Raw genomic sequence first — 21,668 nt, forward strand, 5'->3', positions numbered from 1 at the left:
TATTTTGAAGTATTTTGTTTTACATCTTCTTTTTTTAATAGGTTTTTCTTCTGTAGGTTTTACACAAGATAATCCTATAAAATTTCTTGATATTTCTGATGGTTTGTCTAATAATTCGGTAACCACCATTTTTCAGGACAGTGATGGTTATCTTTGGTTTGGAACTTATGACGGATTGAACCGCTATGATGGCTATAATTTCAAAGTTTTCCGAAACAGAATCAACGATAAAAAATCATTACTCTTTAATACGATTTATAATATCGAAGGCGATTCCCGAAAAAACATTTGGGTTGGAGGTTCCAACGGGATTTGCATTTACAGTAAAACGACAGCTACATTTCATCCTGTCGAATATACCTCTTTAAACAAAAAAAATAAAGTTTTAAAAGATATTATTCACCAGATGCGATCAGTGTCTGAGAATTTAGTTTTAGTAGCTTCTCAGAATTTGGGATTAATTGCTTTTGAGAACGGTTCTTTCATCGGAAAACAAATTCCGCTTAAAGTTTTGGGCAATAATATTAGTATTGATAATTACGATGCAATTGCTCTTCAGGATGATAAAAAGAAGGAACATTGTTGGGTTCATGTACGAAATATTGGAATCTGTAGTTACAATTACAAATCAAAAACCTTAAAGGTAGTTTTTCCGTTTTCTAAAGAAGTAAAATCAATGAAATTGGCTTCTGACGGAAATCTTTGGCTGGGAACTGATGAAGGCATTTTTCTCTTTAATACCAAATCAGGAGTTCTTTCAGATAATTATTTTTCGAATAAATGCAGCGTTACCGACATTCTATTGGGAAAGAAAAAGGAAATCTTGATTACCACAGACGGTTGCGGTATCTACAAAATCATCGGAACAAATAAAAAAGCAATTCCATATAATGTTATAAATGATGTACAGCTGGCCAAAAGCAACTCAGTCTGGAGTTTATACGAAGACAAAACAGGTAATAAATGGTTTGGTTCTTTGCGCGGCGGTATAAGTATGCTCAGCAGCACACCTAAATATTTTAAAAGCATTCGTTATAACGCCACAAATCCGGCAGAGAATTTTATTTTATCTTTTTGTGAAGATGAAAAGAAAAATTTATGGGTCGGGACAGATGGTGCAGGATTGAAATATTGGAACCGAAAAAACAATACTTACACTAATTACAGCAACAAGCTTTCGAGTTCTTTTATAACCGGAATCGTACGCGATAATAACAATGAAATTTGGCTATCGACATGGAATGGCGGAGTAAACAAAATCAATCCCAGAAATAATTCAGTTACGCAATATTCTTGTTTTAATCCTTTCACCAAACAAATCGAGAAGAAAATTTGGCTGGTTTACAAGGATTCAAAAGCAAATATTTGGGCCAGCGCTACAAACGAAGGTTCTTTATATCTTTTTGACAGACCAAAAAACACTTTTGTTCTTTTCGATAAATCGATTACAAATTTGCAATGTTTGACAGAAACAAGCGACGGGAAACTTTGGGGTGGTAATTATACTAGTCTCTTTTCTTTGGAAAAAAATACCAAAAAAATTACGAGAGTTCCTATTGGAAATCCAGTTCGATGTATTCATGAAGACAAGGACAAAAATCTATGGCTGGGAACCCAGGAAGGCGGATTGTTATTATTCGACCGAAAAACTAATACTTTTAAAAGACTAACTACAGATGATGGTTTACCTTCGAATACAATTTTAAGAATGCTAGAAGATAATGAAGGCAATCTTTGGATGAGTACGTATAATGGCGTTTGTCGATTCGATAAAAAAAGAAAAACCTTTCGTAATTTCTCTGTAAACGATGGTTTACAAAGTAATCAGTTTAGTTTTAATGCCGGAATTAAATTATCTACAGGCGAATTTTTATTTGGAGGAATTAATGGTTTTAATATCTTTTTTCCGGAAGCAATCAAAGGATTTAATCAACAGAATAATTTATTGCTGACCGATTTTTACGTAAACAATCAGCCTATTGAAGAAAGCAAAAATGATTTGGTTTCTGAATGGGAATCGGGTAAAATAAAAGAAGTAAGCCTGCCTTACGATCAAACCACTTTATCGCTGGAGTTTGTTGCCTTAGATTACAATAATGCCGACAAAATAAATTACGCCTATTATTTAGAAGGCTGGGATGCACAGTGGAATTATGTGGGTCAGGCACGAAAAGCAAATTATGCCAGATTAACCGAAGGGAAATATACTTTTAAAGTAAAAACTACGAATTTTAAAGGCGGATGGAATAAAGAAATAAGCCTTGTGACAATCGAAATTTTACCGCCATGGTACAGAACATGGTGGGCATATACGTTGTATTTATTGGCTATGGCAGGGATTCTTTTTGCTTATTTGGAATATCATAAAAATAAGGAAAAACTAAAATATAAAGTAAAAATAGCCGAGCTGGAAAGCAAGAAAGAAAAGGAAGTCGCCGAAAAACAATCGTCGATGTTTACGTATATCTCGCACGAGTTTAGAACGCCGCTTTCGCTAATTATAAATCCGCTCAAAAAAGCAGTTCAGAAAGAAAGTGTTCAAAATGGTTCTTCCGGAAGTGATTTGGCAATTGCGCATCGAAATGCCCGCAGGCTTTTGAGTTTGGTGGATCAGCTGCTTCTTTTTCGAAAAGCCGAAAATGACGCTGATTCGCTCAGATTATCAAATATAAATGTAAATAATCTTTGCAATGAAGTGTATCAATGTTTCGTAAATCAGGCAAAAGAGAAAAACATTACTTATCAATTTTCTATTCCGGAACATGATATTGAAATTATTGGAGATTATGAAAAAATAGAAATTTCCTTATTTAATTTAATGTCAAATGCCTTTAAATACACACCAATTGGAGGGGAAATTAATCTGAAACTTTCTGAAAATACAAATGAAGTTATCCTGGAAATTTCAGATAGTGGCGATGGAATTGAAAAGAAAGATATTGACGTTATTTTTGAAAAATTCAAACAGATCAACTCAAAAGTGTCTGTTGGAACAGGTTTTGGAATTGGACTTTATATTGTAAAATATTTTGTAAACAAACACAAGGGAACAGTAAACTGTAGCAGTGAACCAGGAAAAGGAAGCACTTTTACTTTGACGTTCCTTAAAGGAAACAGTCATTTTGAAGATATTGAAATTACTGATGTTGTGGCAACAAGAAGCCAGTTATTTGATGAATTGATCATTGATGATTCTGAAGAAAACAATCAGTCTTTAAATAATATGGTTTCAGAAAGTGATTTTCAGAAAATTATGCTGACTGATAAACGTACCGTTTTAATAATAGATGATAATGCAGAAATCAGGGCATATCTGATCAAATTATTTTCTAAAAACTATATCGTTTATAGTGCTGAAAATGGAGAAGAGGGGTTGAAGATGACCAAGAAACATATGCCTGATCTGGTTATCAGCGATATCACGATGGAACATATGGACGGTCTCGAATTATGCCGAAAAATAAAAGAAAGTGACAGTTTATCTCATATTCCTGTTATTTTATTAACGGCGTCCAAAAATAGCGAAACGCATTTACAGGGAATCACAGATGGTGCGGATGATTATATTACAAAACCGTTTGATGATGATATACTCGTAGCACGTGTGGAGTCATTATTGCGAAACAGAAGTAATCTGCGAACTTATTTCTTAGACAGTATAACACTTAGGGAAAACTCACAAAAAGTCCCGGTTGAATATCAGGAAATCCTGAAAAAGTGTATCGATATTGTCGAAGCCAATATTCATAAAAAAGATTTTACGATTAAGAATTTTGCACTCGAAATGGGTATGAGTCATAGAACTCTTTATACCAAAATCAAGATCATTTCAGGCCAGACTTTAAATGCTTTTATTCGTTCGCTCAGAATTCGAAGAGCGGCGATGTTAATGTTGACAGAAGATATGAATATTGCGCAGGCAAGTGCAGAAGTTGGTTTTGAAGATCCAAAATATTTCAGACAGCAGTTTGTCAAACTCTTCGGAATGACACCTTCAGAATATATTAAAAAGTATAAAAATTCGTTTAATTCTGACCTGAATATCATCAAATAACAATCCTTTTATGTTTTTATTCTTTGAATACTCTTTTGCTTTTTGTGCAGAAGAGTATAAAATTTTAAAAAAAAATCAAACGTTGTAGTTGTAGTTTGAGGATTATTTAATAATTACGAATTCCTGAAAAATACCCTATTATTTTTTTGTACTTGTTAATTTTAAATCCAAAATAATAGTTAATTTCCATTTTGACCTCCTTTTTTTCCATTTTACCCCTCCTTAGAAGTCTGTATTACATATTTCTTTGCACTTATACGTTTAAGAAGAAAAAAGAATATAAACCAAACTTTACTAGAATGACAAAAAACCACACCATTATCTTTTATTGTCCTATTTCTTTATTATTAGAAAGACAATTTAGATGCTCTTCAAAAATGAGTTTATCTCATCTTCAACAAACAATTTTTTAGCATAAAAACTAACTAACCTAACCTTAAAATTAAAGAAATGAAAAAAAATGTATTTTTATTTTTTCTTGCCCTTTTTGCCGTCCTTGTTACCGGATGTCAAAATAACGAAACTGGTTATCCTTCTTCTGATGATCCTACAGCTGTAGTGACAACAAAGGAAATTTACGGAGCACCAAACAGAAAATTCGAAATTAAAGCCGTGCTTAATGACGATTTAGGACTAAAAAGTGTGAGAATTCAAATTCCTGAATTATCCTTAGATAAAATGATCACGTTTGCAAGTGACCCATTACTTGAAACATATGATTTAAGCTATTTTTTTGAAGTGCCTTCGGACAGGGGAACCTCAGAATCTTTCAAAATTAAATTGACAATAACAGATGTTTCGGGAAATGCCATTGACGAAGATATCAATTTACGTCTGGATGGAGAATTTGCGGCACCGGCAATAACGATGGTTACGCCAAAAGAAGGAGCTGTTATTTTATTGTCAACAAGCAATGAAATGCCAGTAAATTTTGTAGTAAACGATGATTCGGGAATAGATTATGTTCAGGTAAAATGTGAAGCTTTAGGTATTGATGAAACGATTCAGTTAGCGGGCTCGCCTCAATCTTATACTTTCAATAAAACGTATACTTTACCTGTAACTGCAGCAAATTATGTATTGACAATTACTGCCAAAGATAAATTTACGATTCCCAATACAGGATCTTTAAATATCAATATTGTGGCGACAAATGAATATCCTGCCCTCTATTTATGTGATCAGCCAAAAGGTACTAATCTGACTACTGATGCTGTGGGTGTACCAATGTATTTCCACGAGAAAAACGGACAGGATTTTGAGTTTAAATATTATGCTGATAAAGACAATAAAGAAGTTTATTTCTTAGGTCAGGAAGCGGACTTTGCCCCACATTGTTTCGGATTAAATGCAGCTGGAGGTTTAGTAGACGATTTAACGGCAACACCAATTATTTTACCAACAAAAGGGTATTACAATATAAAAGTAAACCCAAATACACTAGCTTATACAGTTACTAAATATACGCCTTCAAGCAAAGTTTGGGCTGATGTTGCCAATGGATTATGGAGTGATGACGAAGCTTTAAGAAGACCTTTTGTGAGCGTATGTGGCGGTGGTATTCAGGGTGCAGACTGGGATACATGGACAGCCTGGACACAAACCGGATTGCATTTGGCAAATAACCCAAATAATGCATATCAATTAGTTGGTGAGTATACGCTGACAGGACAATTGGAAGCCACTTTTACAGGTCAATGGTGGAGTCCGTCATGGAGATTAATCAAAAATGGTATTGCTACAATGTCACCGGGTGAAAATGGAAATGCAAAATATCCAGCTGCTCCGGGAGTATACAAAGTTGTATTGGATACAGAATTGGAAAGAGTCTTTATCACAAAAAAATAGTTTGTTAGAACTTAAGTTTTAGCATTAATAAAAAAATAGATTAATATGAAATATAAATTTATATGGTTATTTATCACCATGTTGTGCACCGCCGCGACATTCGGGCAAATAACGGTAAAAGGAACTGTTAAGGATAAAGGCAATGTGCCAATTCCCGGAGTTAATTTAGCAGTAAAAGGAACTTCAACAACAACATCAACAGATTTTGACGGGAACTTTTCTATCAGTGTACCCAATAAAAATGCTCAAATTGAATTCTCGTTTGTTGGTTTTTCTAACAAAACAATTCAGGTTGGCGATAAAACAACTTTTGATGTTGTGCTTGAGGAATCAAGCCAGACACTAGATGAGATTGTCGTTGTAGGTTACGCCGCGGTAAAAAAGAGCGATGTAACGAGTTCTATTTCTTCTATTAAAGGAAAAGAACTCCAAACCATGACAGTGGGTAATGTGACCGAATCATTACAAGGGAAGGTTTCCGGGGTTCAGGTAACTGGACAAGGAGGCCCTGGTGCACAGCCAAGAGTTTTGATCCGTGGTATTTCTACGTTAAATCTGGATACTTCTCCTCTTTATGTAGTGGATGGTATACCAATGGGAACCAGTATAAACTTTTTGAGCCCGAATGAAATTGAATCGATGGAAGTTTTAAAAGATGCTTCTGCAAGTGCTATTTATGGTTCACGTGCTTCTAACGGAGTTATTCTGATCACTACCAAAAAAGGGAAAGTGGGTCAGACAAGATTCAACTTTGATATAAGTTCAGGGATGCAGCTTATGAACAATCCCTATCATATGGCTGATGCCGAAGGATATGCAACAATCATGAACAAAGCATACAACAATTCTGGTTATGCGGATTATTTGCCAAACCCTTCTCAATACAAAGGTAAAACGACAGATTGGTGGAAAGCCGGAATTAAAGGTGGATCTCCCGTTACAAATGCTTCTTTAAGTGTTAGTGGTGGTTCTGAAAAACATACTTATGCCATCAGTATGAACTATTATGATGCAGAATCTATTTATGAAGTAGGAGGTTGGGAGAGAATTACGTTAAGAATTGCCAATGATTTTAAATTCTCAGATAAATTCTCTGCCGGAATCACTTTAAATCCGCGTTATGAAACCTATGGCCAGCCTGGAAACTGGGCAGATTTTGATAAAATTGATCCCATTACGCCAATTTACAAACCGGCAGATCAGTTAACAGGAAGCGAAAATGAATACAGTATTTATGCGCGTTCGCCTTCGTATGTATGGAATCCGGTTGCAGCTGTAAAGAGATATGATGATTTTACAGATCAATATAACTTAAATACAAATGGGTATTTACAATATACTCCAATCAAAGGCTTAGTATTTCGTACACAGGCTTCTGTTGAAGTTGGTGATAAAATAAGAAGCAGGTTCAGACCCGATTTTATAATTGATGCTGCACACGAAAAAGAGGAGATAAATAAGGTTGAAAGATGGGCTACTAATAATGTAGACTGGACATGGCAAAATACAATTACCTATTCTAAAACATTTGCAGAAAAACACAATGTTTCCCTAATGATTGGTAATACAATGGAAGAGTACAATGGCAATGATGTTTGGGGTTACGGAGAAGGTGTGCCTAATAACTCAGATTTAATGAGAGAGGTAAATGCAGCAACTAAAAACCGCGATAGTAAAGGTAACACTTGGTCAAGTTCATTGATGTCTTATATTTCTCGTTTTTCTTATAACTACGACAATAAATATTATTTCACGGGAACTTTCAGACGTGATGGTTCTTCTAAATTTATGACGAACAACAAATGGGCAAATTTCCCTTCGGCATCTGTTTCATGGAGGATTTTGAACGAAGGATTTATGGAATCTACTAAAGATGTTCTAAGCGATCTTAGATTTAGAGCAGGTTGGGGTAAAGTAGGGAATCAGGGATTGCCAACGCAAGTGTATCAGTCCAACATTGGGCAAGGATTTTATCCTATCGGAGATGTTGTGGGAGATACTTCATTTCCTTCTTCTATGGCCAATAAAGACATTAAATGGGAAACTGTTGAAGATATGAGTTTTGGAATCGATTTCGGATTATGGAAAAACAAGCTTTCAGGATCATTAGAATATTATCAGAAAAAAACAAATGATATGTTATTCTTAAAGCAATTTCCAGCTTATAGCGGATTTCCTGAAAATGCCACAATCTGGACAAACGTAGGTTCTATGCAATCCAGCGGTATCGATTTGCTAATTTCTTATAAAGATAAAAAAGGGGATTTCTCTTATGGTGCCGATGTAACTTTTACAACGGTTGATGTTGAGATGTTGTCTTTATCTTCTGATGGAGAAAAACTGTACGGAGCTAATAACAGAAGTGTGACTGTAAAAGGAGATGAACCAGGTTATTTCTACGGATACGTTGCTGATGGTTTATTCCAAAATCAAACCGAATTAAATTCTCATACAGATGAGCACGGAACTAAATTACAACCTTATGCAAAAGAAGGAGACATTCGTTTTAAAGATGTTAACGGAGACGGAAAATTAGATGACAAAGATCGTACTAAAATTGGTTCTCCATGGGCGGATTACAACATCGGACTGAATTTAAATTTTGCCTACAAACAATTTGATTTGGTAGCTAATTTTTATTCCAGTATCGGAAATGATATCGTCAATACAACCATTTCAGATTTATACAACGGTGCAAGTTTAACCAACAAAGTAAGCGGATTAGACCAAAAAGCATGGCACGGAGAAGGAACTTCTAATTCTATTCCTCGTTTGTCTAAAGATGATAATAATGAGAACTACACTAAATTTTCTTCTTTATACGTAGAAGATGGTTCTTATGTCCGTATGAAAAACTTACAGTTAGGATTTTCATTCTATAATAAATTCGGATTAGACAAGCTTAGAATTTCTTTATCAGGCCAGAATTTATGGACTTGGACAAAATATACGGGAGTTGATCCTGAAGTTGCAGGAGGAGATCCGGATAAGGGCGACAGAGTAAAAGGAGCAGGTTTTGGAGAATGGAACTATCCTGTACAGCCAACAATTTTGATGGGTCTTAATGTAGCATTTTAATAAAAACGAACATGAAAAAAATAATTTTATCAATAATAGCTTTAGCTGCAGTTGCAGTTTCCTGCTCTGATTTTATTGAAAAAGACGAAAGAGGAAAGCAAACCTTAGAAAACTACTTTCAAACGGCACAGGAATGCGAAAATTATACCAACGAATTAACCCGCAGATTGTTAGTTACCAATGATTGGTGGGTATTGGTTGCACCAAGAGTTACCAACGAAATGGCAACAGATGATGCATGGATGGGTAATACAGGTCAGGACAACAGTGCGCACAGACCAAGTTCTCAATATATTATCTCGCCGGATAATATGGGAGATATGAACAGCAGTTATACAGCGCATTTCTATACCATTCAATCAGCAAATATTGGTTTGGAGAAAATGGCTTTGGCACCAATTTCTGATTCTCAAAAGAATCAATATATGGGAGAATCTCTATTTGTTCGTGCCTATTGTTATTATGAACTCGTAAACCTTTTCGGAGGGGTTCCAGTCTATACAACATCATTAGGAACAGGTGATTTAAAATTAGAACGCAATTCTGCTGCAGAAGTGTATGCTCAGATTGAAGCTGATCTTAAAGAGTCTGCTGCAAAACTGGAAACTATTCCGGTAAACAGAAACGGAAGAATAAACAAATGGGCAGCTTATGCTTTATTGGCGCGTGTTTCTTTATTTCAGGAAAAATGGGCAGAGGCCAAACAATATTCAAACAAAGTAATCACAGAAGGTCCTTTTGCATTAGAAGCTGATTTCCTAAACATTTGGAATGTAAACAATCACAACGGTGTCGAATCCATTTTAGAAGCACAATCTTCAGATGTACAAAACAAAACTTTAGGTTCTGCATTACCAACATTGGCAGGGGCAAGAGGAGAAGACAAGAAAAACTTTCCAAGCAATGATGCCGCAGATGTTTTGGACGGTTGGGGATGGTGTATGCCAACCAGTGATTTAGAAAATGCTTATCTTTCTGAAAATGATGTTATCCGTCGCAGAAGCACTATTACAAAATGGGGAGAGGCTGCTTATGGAGATGAGGTTTTGAATCCAACACATAAATTCAGTTTAAATGACAATAAATCAGGACGTATCTGTCGTAAATATTATATTCCGATAGCAACACGTCGTGCTTTAGATAATAAAGACGGGCATTTGCCTTTGAACATTCCATTGATTCGTCTGGCTGAAATGTATCTGACAAGAGCTGAAGCAAATTACCATACAGGAGGAGATGCATTGGCAGATATCAATATTATCAGAGCACGTGTAAAATTAGATCCAAAAACAGGTTTATCTGGTCCGACATTGCTGAACCAAATTTATAAAGAGCGTCGTTTAGAATTGGCTTTTGAAGGATTGCGTTTGTACGATATCCGTCGTGAAAAAGACCCAACTACCGGAAAACCGGTTATTGAATCTTTGATGGGACCAAACGGAACTTTTGTTCAATACAACCTGAACTCTGCAGACCCTTATGAAACAACCAATTTGAGAGAACCTCAGGATAAAGGAATCAATTTTAACCCTGCCAAAAACTTATTGTGGCCAATACCTCAAATGGAAATTGACTTAAGTGGAGGAGTAATCAAACAAAATCCAGGATATTAATGAAATTTATAAATAACAAAAAAGTAAGTCTGCTATGTGCAGGCTTGCTTTTCGCTAACTTTTTTATGATTAGTTGCGATTCTGAAAAATCAGATGATTCAGGTGCTGAAAACACCATTGCAGAATTAAGTGTAAATCTGGATATGAATCTCCAAACCATGGAAAGTTTTGGTGCTTCTGATGCCTGGCAATGTAATTTCATTGGAAAAAACTGGCCTTCTGATAAAAGAAATAAAATGGCGGATTTGCTTTTCAGCAGAGAATTGGATGCTGACGGAAACCCAAAAGGAATCGGACTATCATTATGGCGTTTTAATCTTGGAGCGGGAAGTACAGAACAAGGCGATGCCAGTGATATTTCAGATGAATGGAGACGTACAGAATGTTTTACAACAGATGGAGTTTCGTATGACATGAGCAAACAAGCCGGACAAGTTTGGTTTATGAAAGCTGCAAAAGAACGTGGTGTTGAGAAATTATTAGCTTTTACCAACAGTGCACCGGTTTATTTAACTCAAAACGGAAAAGCACACGCCAGCATAAAAGAATTTTATAATTTGCAAGATGGAAAAATGCCGGAATTGGCTGATTTCTGGGTTACTGCATTAGATAAATTAAAAACAGAACAAGGTTTAACAATCGATTATGTGAGTCCGTTTAATGAGCCGCAATATGAGTGGGACGGAACTGCACAAGAAGGATCTCCTGCTACCAATGCTAACATTTACAGTTTTGTAAATGTATTATCTCCTAAATTGCAGTCAAAAGGGCTTACGGCTCAAATTGTTGTTGGGGAAGCCGGAGCTTACGAATCTTTATATAAAACCGTTTCAGGTAAAGAAAGCAGATCCAATCAGATTGATTATTTCTTTGCAGCAAATTCTGCTAAAAAAATAACAGGATTATCAAACGTAAAGAAAACCATTTCCGGACACAGTTACTGGCAGGCCTGGCCTTTGAACGAACTGATTTCTTCAAGACAACAAGCGGCTTCAAGAATTCAGTCAGTTGGTGCAGTTAGTTTATGGTCTTCAGAATATTGTGTTTTAGAAAGTCCCGGAACATCAGAATTGTCAGGAGGCGGAGGTCCGGGAAGAGATTTAGGAATTCAGCTGGCACTTTGGACAGCCCGTATTATCAGTACAGATATTGCTGTTGGTGGCGTTACGTCATGGCAATGGTGGACTGCAATAAGCCGTGGTGATTACAAAGATGGGTTGATTCACGTTGATGACAATGCAAGCAACGGAGCGGGAGATTCAAATTACTGCAAAAACGACGGATACATTAGAGATTCTAAAACGCTTTGGGCTTTAGGAAACTTCTCTTTCTTCGTAAAACCGGGAATGGTAAGAGTTCAGATTCCGAGTGTTGATAATGGCACTTCCGTGAATGATGTAATGGTAACGGCATATAAAGATGCGGCAACAAAGAAATTAGTTGTCGTTGCAGTTAACATTAGCAAATCGGCGAAAGCCTACAAATTAAATCTTACGGGAGGAAGTTTAGCAGATAATAAATTTACGCCGTACACAACTTCTGAAACTTTAAGTTTGAAAAAAGGTGCAGCTGTAGATGTTTCTAATTTTACAATTCCTGCGAAGTCAGTTGTGACTTATGTTGGAACGTATAAATAATAAGGTTCAGAGGTTCAAAGAGGCAAAGGTTCAAAGGTTTTAGAATCGATGCGCAAATCTTTGTCAAAGTTTTAAACTTTGACAAAGATAAATAACCACAATGTTTGTTATTGGATTTAGATGACGAATAGATTGCATAAAACTTTGAAGTAAAGTAATTAATCGTAAAGTATGTCATCCCGAGGAACGAGGGATCTCCGCGAGAAGCTCTACAAAGATTAGCAAACCCGAAAGGTTTTTAAAACCTGTCGGGTTTATATAAAGACTTAAAGAATAAAAAGAAAATGAGAAAAACCTATATCTCGCTTTTATTGGTAATGAGTTCGCTGTCTTACGGACAGCGAACCATAACCATTAGCACAGATAATGTTGTACAAACCATGGATGGTTTTGGAGGTTCTGATGCCTGGAGATGCCAGTTTGTGGGTAAATGGCCGGAACAGAAAAAGAATGCCATTGCCGATTTACTTTTTAGCAAAGAAATCGATGCACAGGGAAATCCAAAAGGAATTGGGCTTTCGATCTGGAGATTTAATTTAGGTGCGGGAAGTACAGAGCAAGGCGAAAACAGCAAAGTTTCGGACGAATGGAGAAGAAGCGAATCTTTTCTGCAAGCTGACGGAACTTATGATTTCTCGAAACAGGAAGGACAAAGATGGTTTTTGCAGGCAGCTAAAAAACGAGGTGTTGAAAAATTCCTGATTTTTACCAATAGTCCGCCAGTTTATATGACAAACAACGGATTATCTTTTGCCTCTCAAAAGAATAAACTGAATCTAAAAGATGGTGCAATTCCAAAATTTGCCGATTTCTTAGTTCAAAGTATTCAGGGATTAGAGAAAAAAGAAGGAATAAAATTCGATTATATAAGTCCGATAAACGAACCGCAGTGGGAGTGGATGCCAAAACACGGTGATACAAACAGTCAGGAAGGGACACCTGCAACCAATCAGGAAATTTATGATTTGACCAAATCACTTTCAGAAAAATTAAAAGCTCAAAAAATGAGCACCGAAATTGTAATTGCCGAAGCCGCACAAATCAATTATTTATATGAAAATGTAAATGGCGAAAACAGAGACAATCAGATTGACTATTTCTTCGGAAAAACAAAAACAAATATTTCGAAATTTCCAAATGTTAAAAATGTAATTTTAGGTCACAGTTATTTTACAACCTGGCCAATAGAAAAACAAGTTTTAAGCCGAAAATTGATCGCTGCGAATGTGAAACAAAATCCGGGATTAAAATATTGGCAATCTGAATATTGTATTTTAGAAAATCCGGGAGAAGTGGAAATTCCGGGTGGTTCAGGAGGAGGAAGAGATTTAGGAATGCAGACCGCTTTATTCGTAGCACGTTTGATTCATAACGATATTGCTGTCGCTAATGCGGCTTCATGGCAATGGTGGACTTCTATAACGAGAGTTGATTACAAAGACGGATTGATTTATCTGGATGATGGAAAAAGCAACGGCGGAACCACACCGGATTATGTGAGAAACGATGGAGAATTTCACGATTCAAAACTGCTTTGGGCTTTAGGAAATTACTCTTTGTTTGTGCGTCCGGGAATGTTGAGAATTGATGTTCCAAATCAAGATGAACTCGATGCAGCAAATGATGTTATGTTGACCGCTTATAAAGACAAGACAAACAAAAAAATGATTGTTGTTGCTGTAAACTGCGGAAAATCGAATCAGAAATACAAATTCAATTTATCAAAAGGAGTGCTTAAAAACAACGAGTTTACTCCGTATATAACTTCTGAAAATTCAAATTTAAAAAGAACCAACACTCAGAAAATTGATAATCTGGAAATCCCTGCAAAATCTATTGTAACGTTTGTGGGAGAATTGGAATATTAAAAAAGTTTCAGGTTTCAAGTTCTGTGTGAGACCTGAAACTTGAAACCTGAAACAAAGAAAACTAAAAACAACAACTAAAAATTAAGAATAGTGTTTACAAAAAAGAGCTTATTACCTGTTTTACTCTTTTCGTGCGTCTCGGCATTCAGCCAGATTTCGTTTGGAGATTCGAAAAAAATCAATGACAACTGGAAATTTAATCTTCAGGATATTTCAGATGCAAAAAACACCACTTTTGACGACAGCAAATGGCAGTCGGTAAATGTACCTCACGACTGGAGCGTAAAAGGACAGCTAAGTCCAACGCTGGCAAGTTGTACAGGTTATTTACCGGGTGGTATTGGGTGGTATAGAAAATCAATCAATATTCCGCAGAGCAAAGCCGGAGAAAAAGTGTATTTGTATTTTGAAGGAGTTTACAACAGAAGTGAAGTTTTTATCAACGGACATTCTTTAGGAAAACGCCCTAACGGATATATTTCTTTTGCTTATGATGCAACTCAGTTTGTAAAATATGGCGGAGAAAACACGATTTCAGTTCGTGTAGATCACAGTCAAAGTGCCGATTCCAGATGGTATACAGGTTCTGGAATTTATAGAGATGTTTGGGTAGTTTATGCAAATCCGGTTCATATTGCACAATGGGGTGTTTACGCCTATCCCGAAGTAAAAAAGGGAGTGGGAACCCTAAATGTTGAGATTGATGTAGAGAATGGTTCTTCTGCAAAATCAACTTTAACTGTAGTTAACGAATTGATTTCAAAAGACGGAAAATCGGTTGCAAAAGCTTCCAATAAAGTTGAGGTTGCGGCCAATCAAAGCGGTAAAATTGCGGCAAAATTAAATGTCACAAATCCACAATTATGGGACATCAATAATCCAAATTTATATCAGCTTAAAACAACCGTCCTGAAAGATGGAAAACAAATAGATCAAACGGTTACAAAAACGGGTTTTAGAACGTTCACTTTTGATCCAAATAATGGTTTTGCTTTAAATGGGACATGGATGAAAATGAAAGGCGTTTGTTTGCATCACGATGCCGGAGTTTTAGGTTCTGCAGTACCCCGCGAAGTTTGGGAAACCAGATTGAAAACATTAAAAGAAATTGGCGTAAATGCGATCCGTACAAGTCATAATCCACAAGCACCGGTTTTTTATGAGCTTTGCGATGAATTAGGATTATTAGTATTGAACGAAGCGTATGACGAATGGGAATTCCCAAAACGTAAATGGTTAGAAGGCTGGAATTACGGAACACCGGGATTCGAGGGTTCGTTTGATATTTTTGCAGATTATGGAGAAAAAGATCTGGAAGATTTTGTACGTCGTGACAGAAATCATCTTTCGGTTTTTGCCTGGAGTATTGGTAACGAGGTAGATTATCCAAACGATCCTTATTCGCACCCCGTTTTAGATAAAGGAAAAGAGGGTTTTGGACAAGCGGCTTACGGAGGTTATAAAAAAGAGGCACCAGATGCCATGCGTCTTGGAGTAATTGCAAAACGCTTGGTTGCAGCAGTAAAAAAATACGATAAATCCCGTCCGACAACTGCTGGTTTGGCCGGTGTAGCAATGTCTAACGAAACAGAATATCCGGGAGCTTTAGATATTACAGGATATAATTATACAGAAAGCAAATATAAATCAGATCACGAAAAATATCCAAACAGAGTTATTTTCGGAAGCGAGAATGTTCACGATATGGAGCCTTGGCTGGCCGTAAAAAATAACAAACATATTTTTGGACAATTCCTTTGGACAGGTATTGATTATTTAGGAGAATCAGGAAGATGGCCTTCAAGAGGATTTTACTCTGGTTTAGTTGATTTTGCGGGGATTATCAAACCGAGAGGATATTTCCGTCAATCTTTATGGTCTGATAAACCAATGGCTTACATCGGAACTTATCCTTTAAAAAATGAAAAGGATATTTCTAAAGATGCGTGGGCAATCTGGAATTACACTCAAGGTGAAAAGATTCGCGTTGTGTGCTATACAAATGCTGCAAAAGCTCGTTTAGAGTTAAACGGAAAAGTAGTTGGTGAGACAAAAGCTTATGATGAGAAAACAGGAATTATTTATTGGGATATTCCGTTTACTGCTGGAAAATTAGAAGCAATTGGTCTAAACAAAGACGACAAAGAAGTAAGCAGATACACGATTAATTCGACACAACAACCTGTTGAATTAACCATTGCTGATACTAATATCACAATTGCAAAAGACAAAGGTGTAGCTAAAATTATGGTGCAGCTAAAAGATCAAAATGGTCTTCCTGTAATGCTTTCAGATAATGAAGTTACCTGCACAATTACGGGGTCAGGAACATTGTTAGGACTAGAAGCCGGAAACAATAGTGACATGACAGATTATACAGATAATGTACAGAGAGTATATCACGGGCATATTGCGGCTTATGTTCAGGCAACAGGAGAATCGTCTCAGCCTATTAAAGTTACGTTTACAAGTCAATGGTTAAAACCGGTTGAAGTTACTGTGAATGTGAAGTAAGAAGTAAAATGTAATTAGTTTTAAGTTCCTGAGGAACGATATATTTATAGTAGATCATCACCGAAGATCTGACAGGTTTTAAAAACATGTCAGGTTTATTAAAGGATGCTAGTTCCAGCGGAACAACATGTTTATAGAAAAATTAGAATCTATACAAAAGAACCCCATCGGGGTGAAATCTTAAGATCGTTTTACATATCGCTCCGCTGGAGCTTTATCCACGACCGGATTTTATTTGCTATAAATATGTTGCTCCTCTGGAGTTTAGAAATGTGGATTAAATTATTTTTAATCAGTGGCTAAAGAAAGACAAAGTACGTCGTCAAAGAGACCTGACAGGTTTTAAAAACCTGTCAGGTCTATCAAAGGATGCTTGTTCCGTTGGAACTAGTTCACACAAATTAGTAGTTTGTTTTTTAAATTGTCAATTAACCTGTCAGCGTTTTGGTTAGCAGACAGGTTAATTGTATTTAATGACGAAAAGTTTATTATATTCGAGTGTATTATTAACACTTATTAAAATCATGATGAAAATAAAAAATATAGTTCCGTTGATTTTGGGGTTGGTTTTCGTATCGGTTTCTTCTAATGCCCAAACAAAAGTTTTTAAAAAGGATGAATTCAAACAATGGGCACAAACGCCGCCGATGGGCTGGAATAGTTGGGATTGTTATGGTCCGACTGTAGAAGAACATGAAGTAAAAGCCAATGCCGATTATATGGCAAAAAACCTCAAGAAATTCGGTTGGGAATATATCGTCGTTGATATCAGATGGTTTGTAGAAAATGATAAAGCAGGAGGTTACAACCAAACAGATCCACGATATGTAATCGATCAATACGGAAGATATTTGCCAGCCGTAAATCGTTTTCCATCAGCAAAAGACGGACAGGGATTTAAGCCTTTAGCAGATTATATTCATAAAAAAGGATTAAAATTCGGGATCCATATCATGCGCGGAATTCCGAAAAAAGCAGTGGAAGATAAAATGCCAGTTAAAGGAGCAAACGGAATCACGGCAGATCAAATTTATACTACAGCTTTGCAGTGCGAGTGGCTAAAAGACAATTATACAATTGTTGCAGACAAGCCGGGAGCACAGGAATATTATGATTCTATATTTGAATTGTATGCAAGTTGGGGAGTTGATTTTATCAAAATTGATGATTTGTCAAGACCGTATCACGAAGGCGAAATTAACCTGATTAGAAATGCAATCGACAAATGCGGACGTAAAATTGTATTGAGTACTTCGCCCGGTGAAACACCTATAACAGCAGCCCCTCACGTAAAAGAACATGCCAATATGTGGCGTATGGTTGATGATGTTTGGGACACCTGGCCGCATATTACACATTTAATGAAGGTAAGTGAACAATGGTATCCACATATTGCACCAGGAACATGGCCAGACTGCGATATGATTCCGTTAGGACGTATTTCTGTTAGAGGAGAACGTGGCGAAGACAGAATGACACGCTTAACAAAAGACGAGCAATACACTTTAATTACCTTTTTCAATATTTTTAAATCGCCGTTATTTTTTGGTGGAGATTTACCAAGTAATGATGCGTTTACATTATCATTATTAACGAATAAAGACGTTGTGAAAATGCACAATGAAAGTACCGATGTAAAACAACTTTTCCAGAAAGACGGAAAAATTGCGGTGACTTCAAAAAATCCTAAAGACGGAAGTATTTATTTGGCTTTGTTTAATATCTCAGATAAAGCTTCAGAAACTATTTCGGTAAATTTTTCTGATTTAGGAATTTCAGGAAATATAGAAGTTTTGAATATGTGGACTGGTGAGAAATCTAAAGTTGCTTCAACAGCAATTTCAGCAGAATTAAAACCTCACAGTTCAGTTTTGTATCAATTAAAAGGAAAAAATAATGAGGAAAACACATTTTAGTATTGTATTATTTTTATTGCTCTTTACTTTTTCACAAGCACAAAACAACAATGCAAAAGGAATTCCACCTGTAATTGCAGAGAAGGATTTAACGGCTTATTTGTTTGTTTACTTCACCGGAAATTCTGTTGAAGATGAAGCTGTTCGATATGCCATTAGCGCAGATGGATATCATTATTATCATTTAAATAATAACAGACCAGTCATAGACAGCAAAGTAATCAGTTCAACTGGTGGCGTTCGGGATCCGCATATTTTGCGCGGAGACGATGGCAAAACTTTTTATATGGTTTTGACAGATATGACGTCTTCAAAAGGCTGGGACAGCAATCGTGCAATGGTCTTGTTAAAAAGCACCGATTTAGTAAATTGGAAAAGTAGTATTGTAAATATTCAAACTACTTTTTCCGGAAATGAAAATTTGAAAAGAGTTTGGGCACCGCAGACCATTTACGATGCAAAAGCAGGAAAGTATTTAATTTACTTTAGTTTGCAATATGCAGGAGGTCCGGATAAAATTTATTACGCTTATGCAAACAAAGATTTTACAGGTTTAGAAAGTGCTCCAAAATTATTATTTGTTCCAAAATCGGAGAGAGCTTGTATAGACGGTGACATTATTGAAAAAGACGGAATTTATCATCTTTTTTATAAAACAGAAACCGAAAAAGCAGGAATTAAAGTAGCCACAACAACTGATTTGACTTCTGGAAAATGGACAGAAAATGACAATTATCTGCAACAAACAAAGGATGGTGTTGAAGGCTCCAGCGTTTTCAAACTAAATAATTCGGATGATTATATCTTAATGTATGATGTTTACACAAAAGGAAGATATCAATTTACAAAAAGTAAAGATTTAGAGAATTTCACTGTTATTGATAATGATATTTCAATGGATTTTAATCCGCGTCACGGAACTATTTTGCCTATCACACGTTCTGAATTGAAGAAACTGATTACAAAATGGGGAATGCCGGATAAATTTCCAAAAATAAATAATAACCCGGTTTTAGAAGGTTATTATGCTGATCCGGAAATCTTATATTCGAACAAAACAAAGAAATACTATATCTATCCAACAAGCGATGGTTTTGATGGATGGTCAGGAAATTATTTCAAGACTTTCTCTTCAGATAATTTGACGGATTGGAAAGACGAAGGAATTATTGTAGATCTCAGAAAAGATGTAACCTGGGCCAATAGAAATGCCTGGGCGCCTTGTATTATTGAGAAAAAGAGCAAAGGAAAATATAAATATTTTTATTATTTCACGGCTGCTCAAAAAATTGGTGTAGCATCGTCAGATAATCCAAACGGACCTTTTACCGATAGTGGAAAAGCACTTGTAAGCACAAGACCAGAAGGAGTAAAGGGAGGTCAGGAAATTGATCCGGATGTATTTACAGATCCTAAAACAGGAAAAAGCTATTTGTATTGGGGTAATGGTTATATGGCTGTAGCCGAATTAAATGCCAATATGATTTCGTTAAAAGAAGGAAGCACCAAAATAATCAAGGTTGATGATACTTTTAGAGAAGGAACTTATGTTATTTACAGAAACGGAACCTACTATTTTTTATGGAGTGAAGATGATACGAGAAGTCCAAATTATAAAGTTAGATATGGAACGTCAAAATCGCCTTTAGGGCCAATTGAAATTCCGAAAAATAATATTGTAATTCAGGGAATTCCAGATCAGGGAATTTATGCTACGGGACATAATTCTGTATTACAAATTCCAGACAAAGACGAATGGTACATAACCTATCATCGTTTTTCTTATCCAACCGGAATAAAAATGGGTGATGCCGGCGGTTTTCATCGTGAAGTTTGTATGGATAAATTAGAATTTAATGCTGACGGAAGTATCAAACAGGTAATTCCAACACACACGGGAGTACAAGCTTTGAAATAATTTATTAAAATTAATTTGGTCAATAAAGGTCGTTTCTTAGCTAGAAACGACCTTTTTATTTTAGAATGAACTTTTAAGGAGGTATTTTATTCTTTCATATTATTGTATTTCTGTAAACCTTAGTAATAGAAAAGTTTAAGTTATACATGAATGAAAATGGCACAATATTTTGACAAATAATAGAGCAACTCCAATTACTGTAATAATCCTAGTTTTTTAGCTTTTTCAATTAGATCTTTATCACTGCCTTTTCCCTTTAAAAGTTGATCTTTTATGTTTGCTTTTCTTTTTTCTATTGCACTCATTGAAAGAGGTATGTAGTTAGGAAGATTGACAGTTTTAACTCCTTGGTAAATTAAGGTTAAAATTTGATTGTCATGTTTATCCCAATTTATATTTTTTTAAATAAATTTCTTTGAGATTGTATTATGGTATTACTTCGATATATATCACCTTCAAGAATTTTTTTGCAAATGATTGGAAACAATTCAAAGTTAATATCGCTTTTTGAAATGAACCCTTCAGGTTTTATTTCCTTAATGATTTTATCTACCGTTAAGGGATCACTATGCATTGTAAGTAGTACAATTTTGCAATTTGCAAATTTTTCTCTAATAAGTATAGCTAAATCAATGCCATTATTAATATTAAGCTCTTTAAAAGGAGGCAGGCTAATATCTAATAAAGCAAAATCAATATTTATGTTTTCTATTTGTTGCAGTTTTATTTTGTTATATGCATCCTCACAATTATAACTCTTTATAAAACTTGGTTGTTTTTTTTGAAAATCCGTGTCAGATAGTAGGTTAATATAGCTATCAACTGTCATGGGGTGATCGTCAACGATCAAAATCTTAAGACTAATCTTCATTTTTTTTAAATAGGGTATCAAAGATAATTAAATATTACGGATTTACCGTACAATTGAAGTAAATCTAGGATGTTTTTTTGTACTAAATGATATTAATATAAATTTTATGAAAAGCAAATTATACATTGTAGGCCTTGTTTCCTTTTCTTTATTAACCTATTCATGCTCTAATGATGATAGTTATGAAGTTCCTGAAGTTAAAAGTCGTAATTTTAAAATTAGTCCACAGACTGATTTTAAAAATGAATTAAATAAAAAAAGAAATGATTCAACGACTGTGATTTTAAATATGGAGATTATGAGTGTTAATGGAGACCCAAGTAATCCGATACCCCCAAGAGCTAAATAATT

The 21,668-nt window shown here is 35.5% G+C and carries 11 protein-coding genes; 10 read left to right on the top strand and 1 reads right to left on the bottom strand.

Translation table 11 applies throughout. The annotated features are described in order from the left end of the window. The first annotated feature begins 4 nt into the window (after nt 1-4). The 9 genes from ACZZZT_RS12485 (at nt 5) to ACZZZT_RS12525 (ending at nt 20,446) form a co-directional block, all read left to right on the top strand. Entirely contained in the window at nt 5-4,054 is a 4,050-nt protein-coding gene (locus ACZZZT_RS12485; protein WP_463460611.1) for a hybrid sensor histidine kinase/response regulator transcription factor, read from the top strand. A gap of 450 nt (nt 4,055-4,504) precedes the next feature. Beyond that, nucleotides 4,505-5,902, top strand: coding sequence for a cadherin repeat domain-containing protein (locus tag ACZZZT_RS12490; RefSeq protein ID WP_463460612.1), 1,398 nt, complete (start codon nt 4,505-4,507; stop codon nt 5,900-5,902). Between the two features lie 45 nt (nt 5,903-5,947). Beyond that, nucleotides 5,948-8,980 carry a SusC/RagA family TonB-linked outer membrane protein gene (locus ACZZZT_RS12495; protein ID WP_463460613.1) on the top strand — a complete coding sequence of 1,011 codons (3,033 nt, stop codon included), beginning with the start codon at nt 5,948-5,950 and terminating at the stop codon, nt 8,978-8,980. 11 nt (nt 8,981-8,991) lie between these two features. Beyond that, the gene (locus ACZZZT_RS12500; protein WP_463460614.1) at nt 8,992-10,593 is read left to right on the top strand and encodes a RagB/SusD family nutrient uptake outer membrane protein; all 1,602 of its coding nucleotides are present in this window, start codon (nt 8,992-8,994) and stop codon (nt 10,591-10,593) included. Further along, complete coding sequence (locus ACZZZT_RS12505; protein ID WP_463460615.1) at nt 10,593-12,230, top strand: glycoside hydrolase; 1,638 nt, start codon at nt 10,593-10,595, stop codon at nt 12,228-12,230. Before ACZZZT_RS12500 ends, ACZZZT_RS12505 begins: the two co-directional genes overlap by 1 nt. A 284-nt stretch (nt 12,231-12,514) precedes the next feature. Further along, nucleotides 12,515-14,098: a glycoside hydrolase gene (locus tag ACZZZT_RS12510; protein WP_463460616.1), complete on the top strand. Its 1,584-nt coding sequence runs from the start codon at nt 12,515-12,517 to the stop codon at nt 14,096-14,098. A gap of 90 nt (nt 14,099-14,188) precedes the next feature. Continuing rightward, nucleotides 14,189-16,612, top strand: coding sequence for a sugar-binding domain-containing protein (locus tag ACZZZT_RS12515; RefSeq protein WP_463460617.1), 2,424 nt, complete (start codon nt 14,189-14,191; stop codon nt 16,610-16,612). Between the two features lie 524 nt (nt 16,613-17,136). Beyond that, on the top strand, nt 17,137-18,528 hold the full coding sequence (locus tag ACZZZT_RS12520) for a glycoside hydrolase family 27 protein (protein ID WP_463460618.1): 1,392 nt from the start codon (nt 17,137-17,139) through the stop codon (nt 18,526-18,528). Continuing rightward, complete coding sequence (locus ACZZZT_RS12525) at nt 18,509-20,446, top strand: family 43 glycosylhydrolase (RefSeq protein WP_463460619.1); 1,938 nt, start codon at nt 18,509-18,511, stop codon at nt 20,444-20,446. The genes ACZZZT_RS12520 and ACZZZT_RS12525 overlap by 20 nt, the downstream gene beginning before the upstream one ends. A gap of 391 nt (nt 20,447-20,837) precedes the next feature. On the opposite strand, the gene ACZZZT_RS12530 is transcribed toward ACZZZT_RS12525, so the two are convergent. Continuing rightward, the gene (locus ACZZZT_RS12530; protein ID WP_463460620.1) at nt 20,838-21,317 is read right to left on the bottom strand and encodes a response regulator; all 480 of its coding nucleotides are present in this window, start codon (nt 21,315-21,317) and stop codon (nt 20,838-20,840) included. Nucleotides 21,318-21,423: 106 nt separating this feature from the next. On the opposite strand from ACZZZT_RS12530, the gene ACZZZT_RS12535 reads away from it, so the two are divergent. Then, nucleotides 21,424-21,666 carry a hypothetical protein gene (locus ACZZZT_RS12535; protein WP_073397957.1) on the top strand — a complete coding sequence of 81 codons (243 nt, stop codon included), beginning with the start codon at nt 21,424-21,426 and terminating at the stop codon, nt 21,664-21,666. Nucleotides 21,667-21,668: the final 2 nt, after the last annotated feature.

It is taken from the genome of Flavobacterium sp. AC274 (assembly GCF_979258275.1).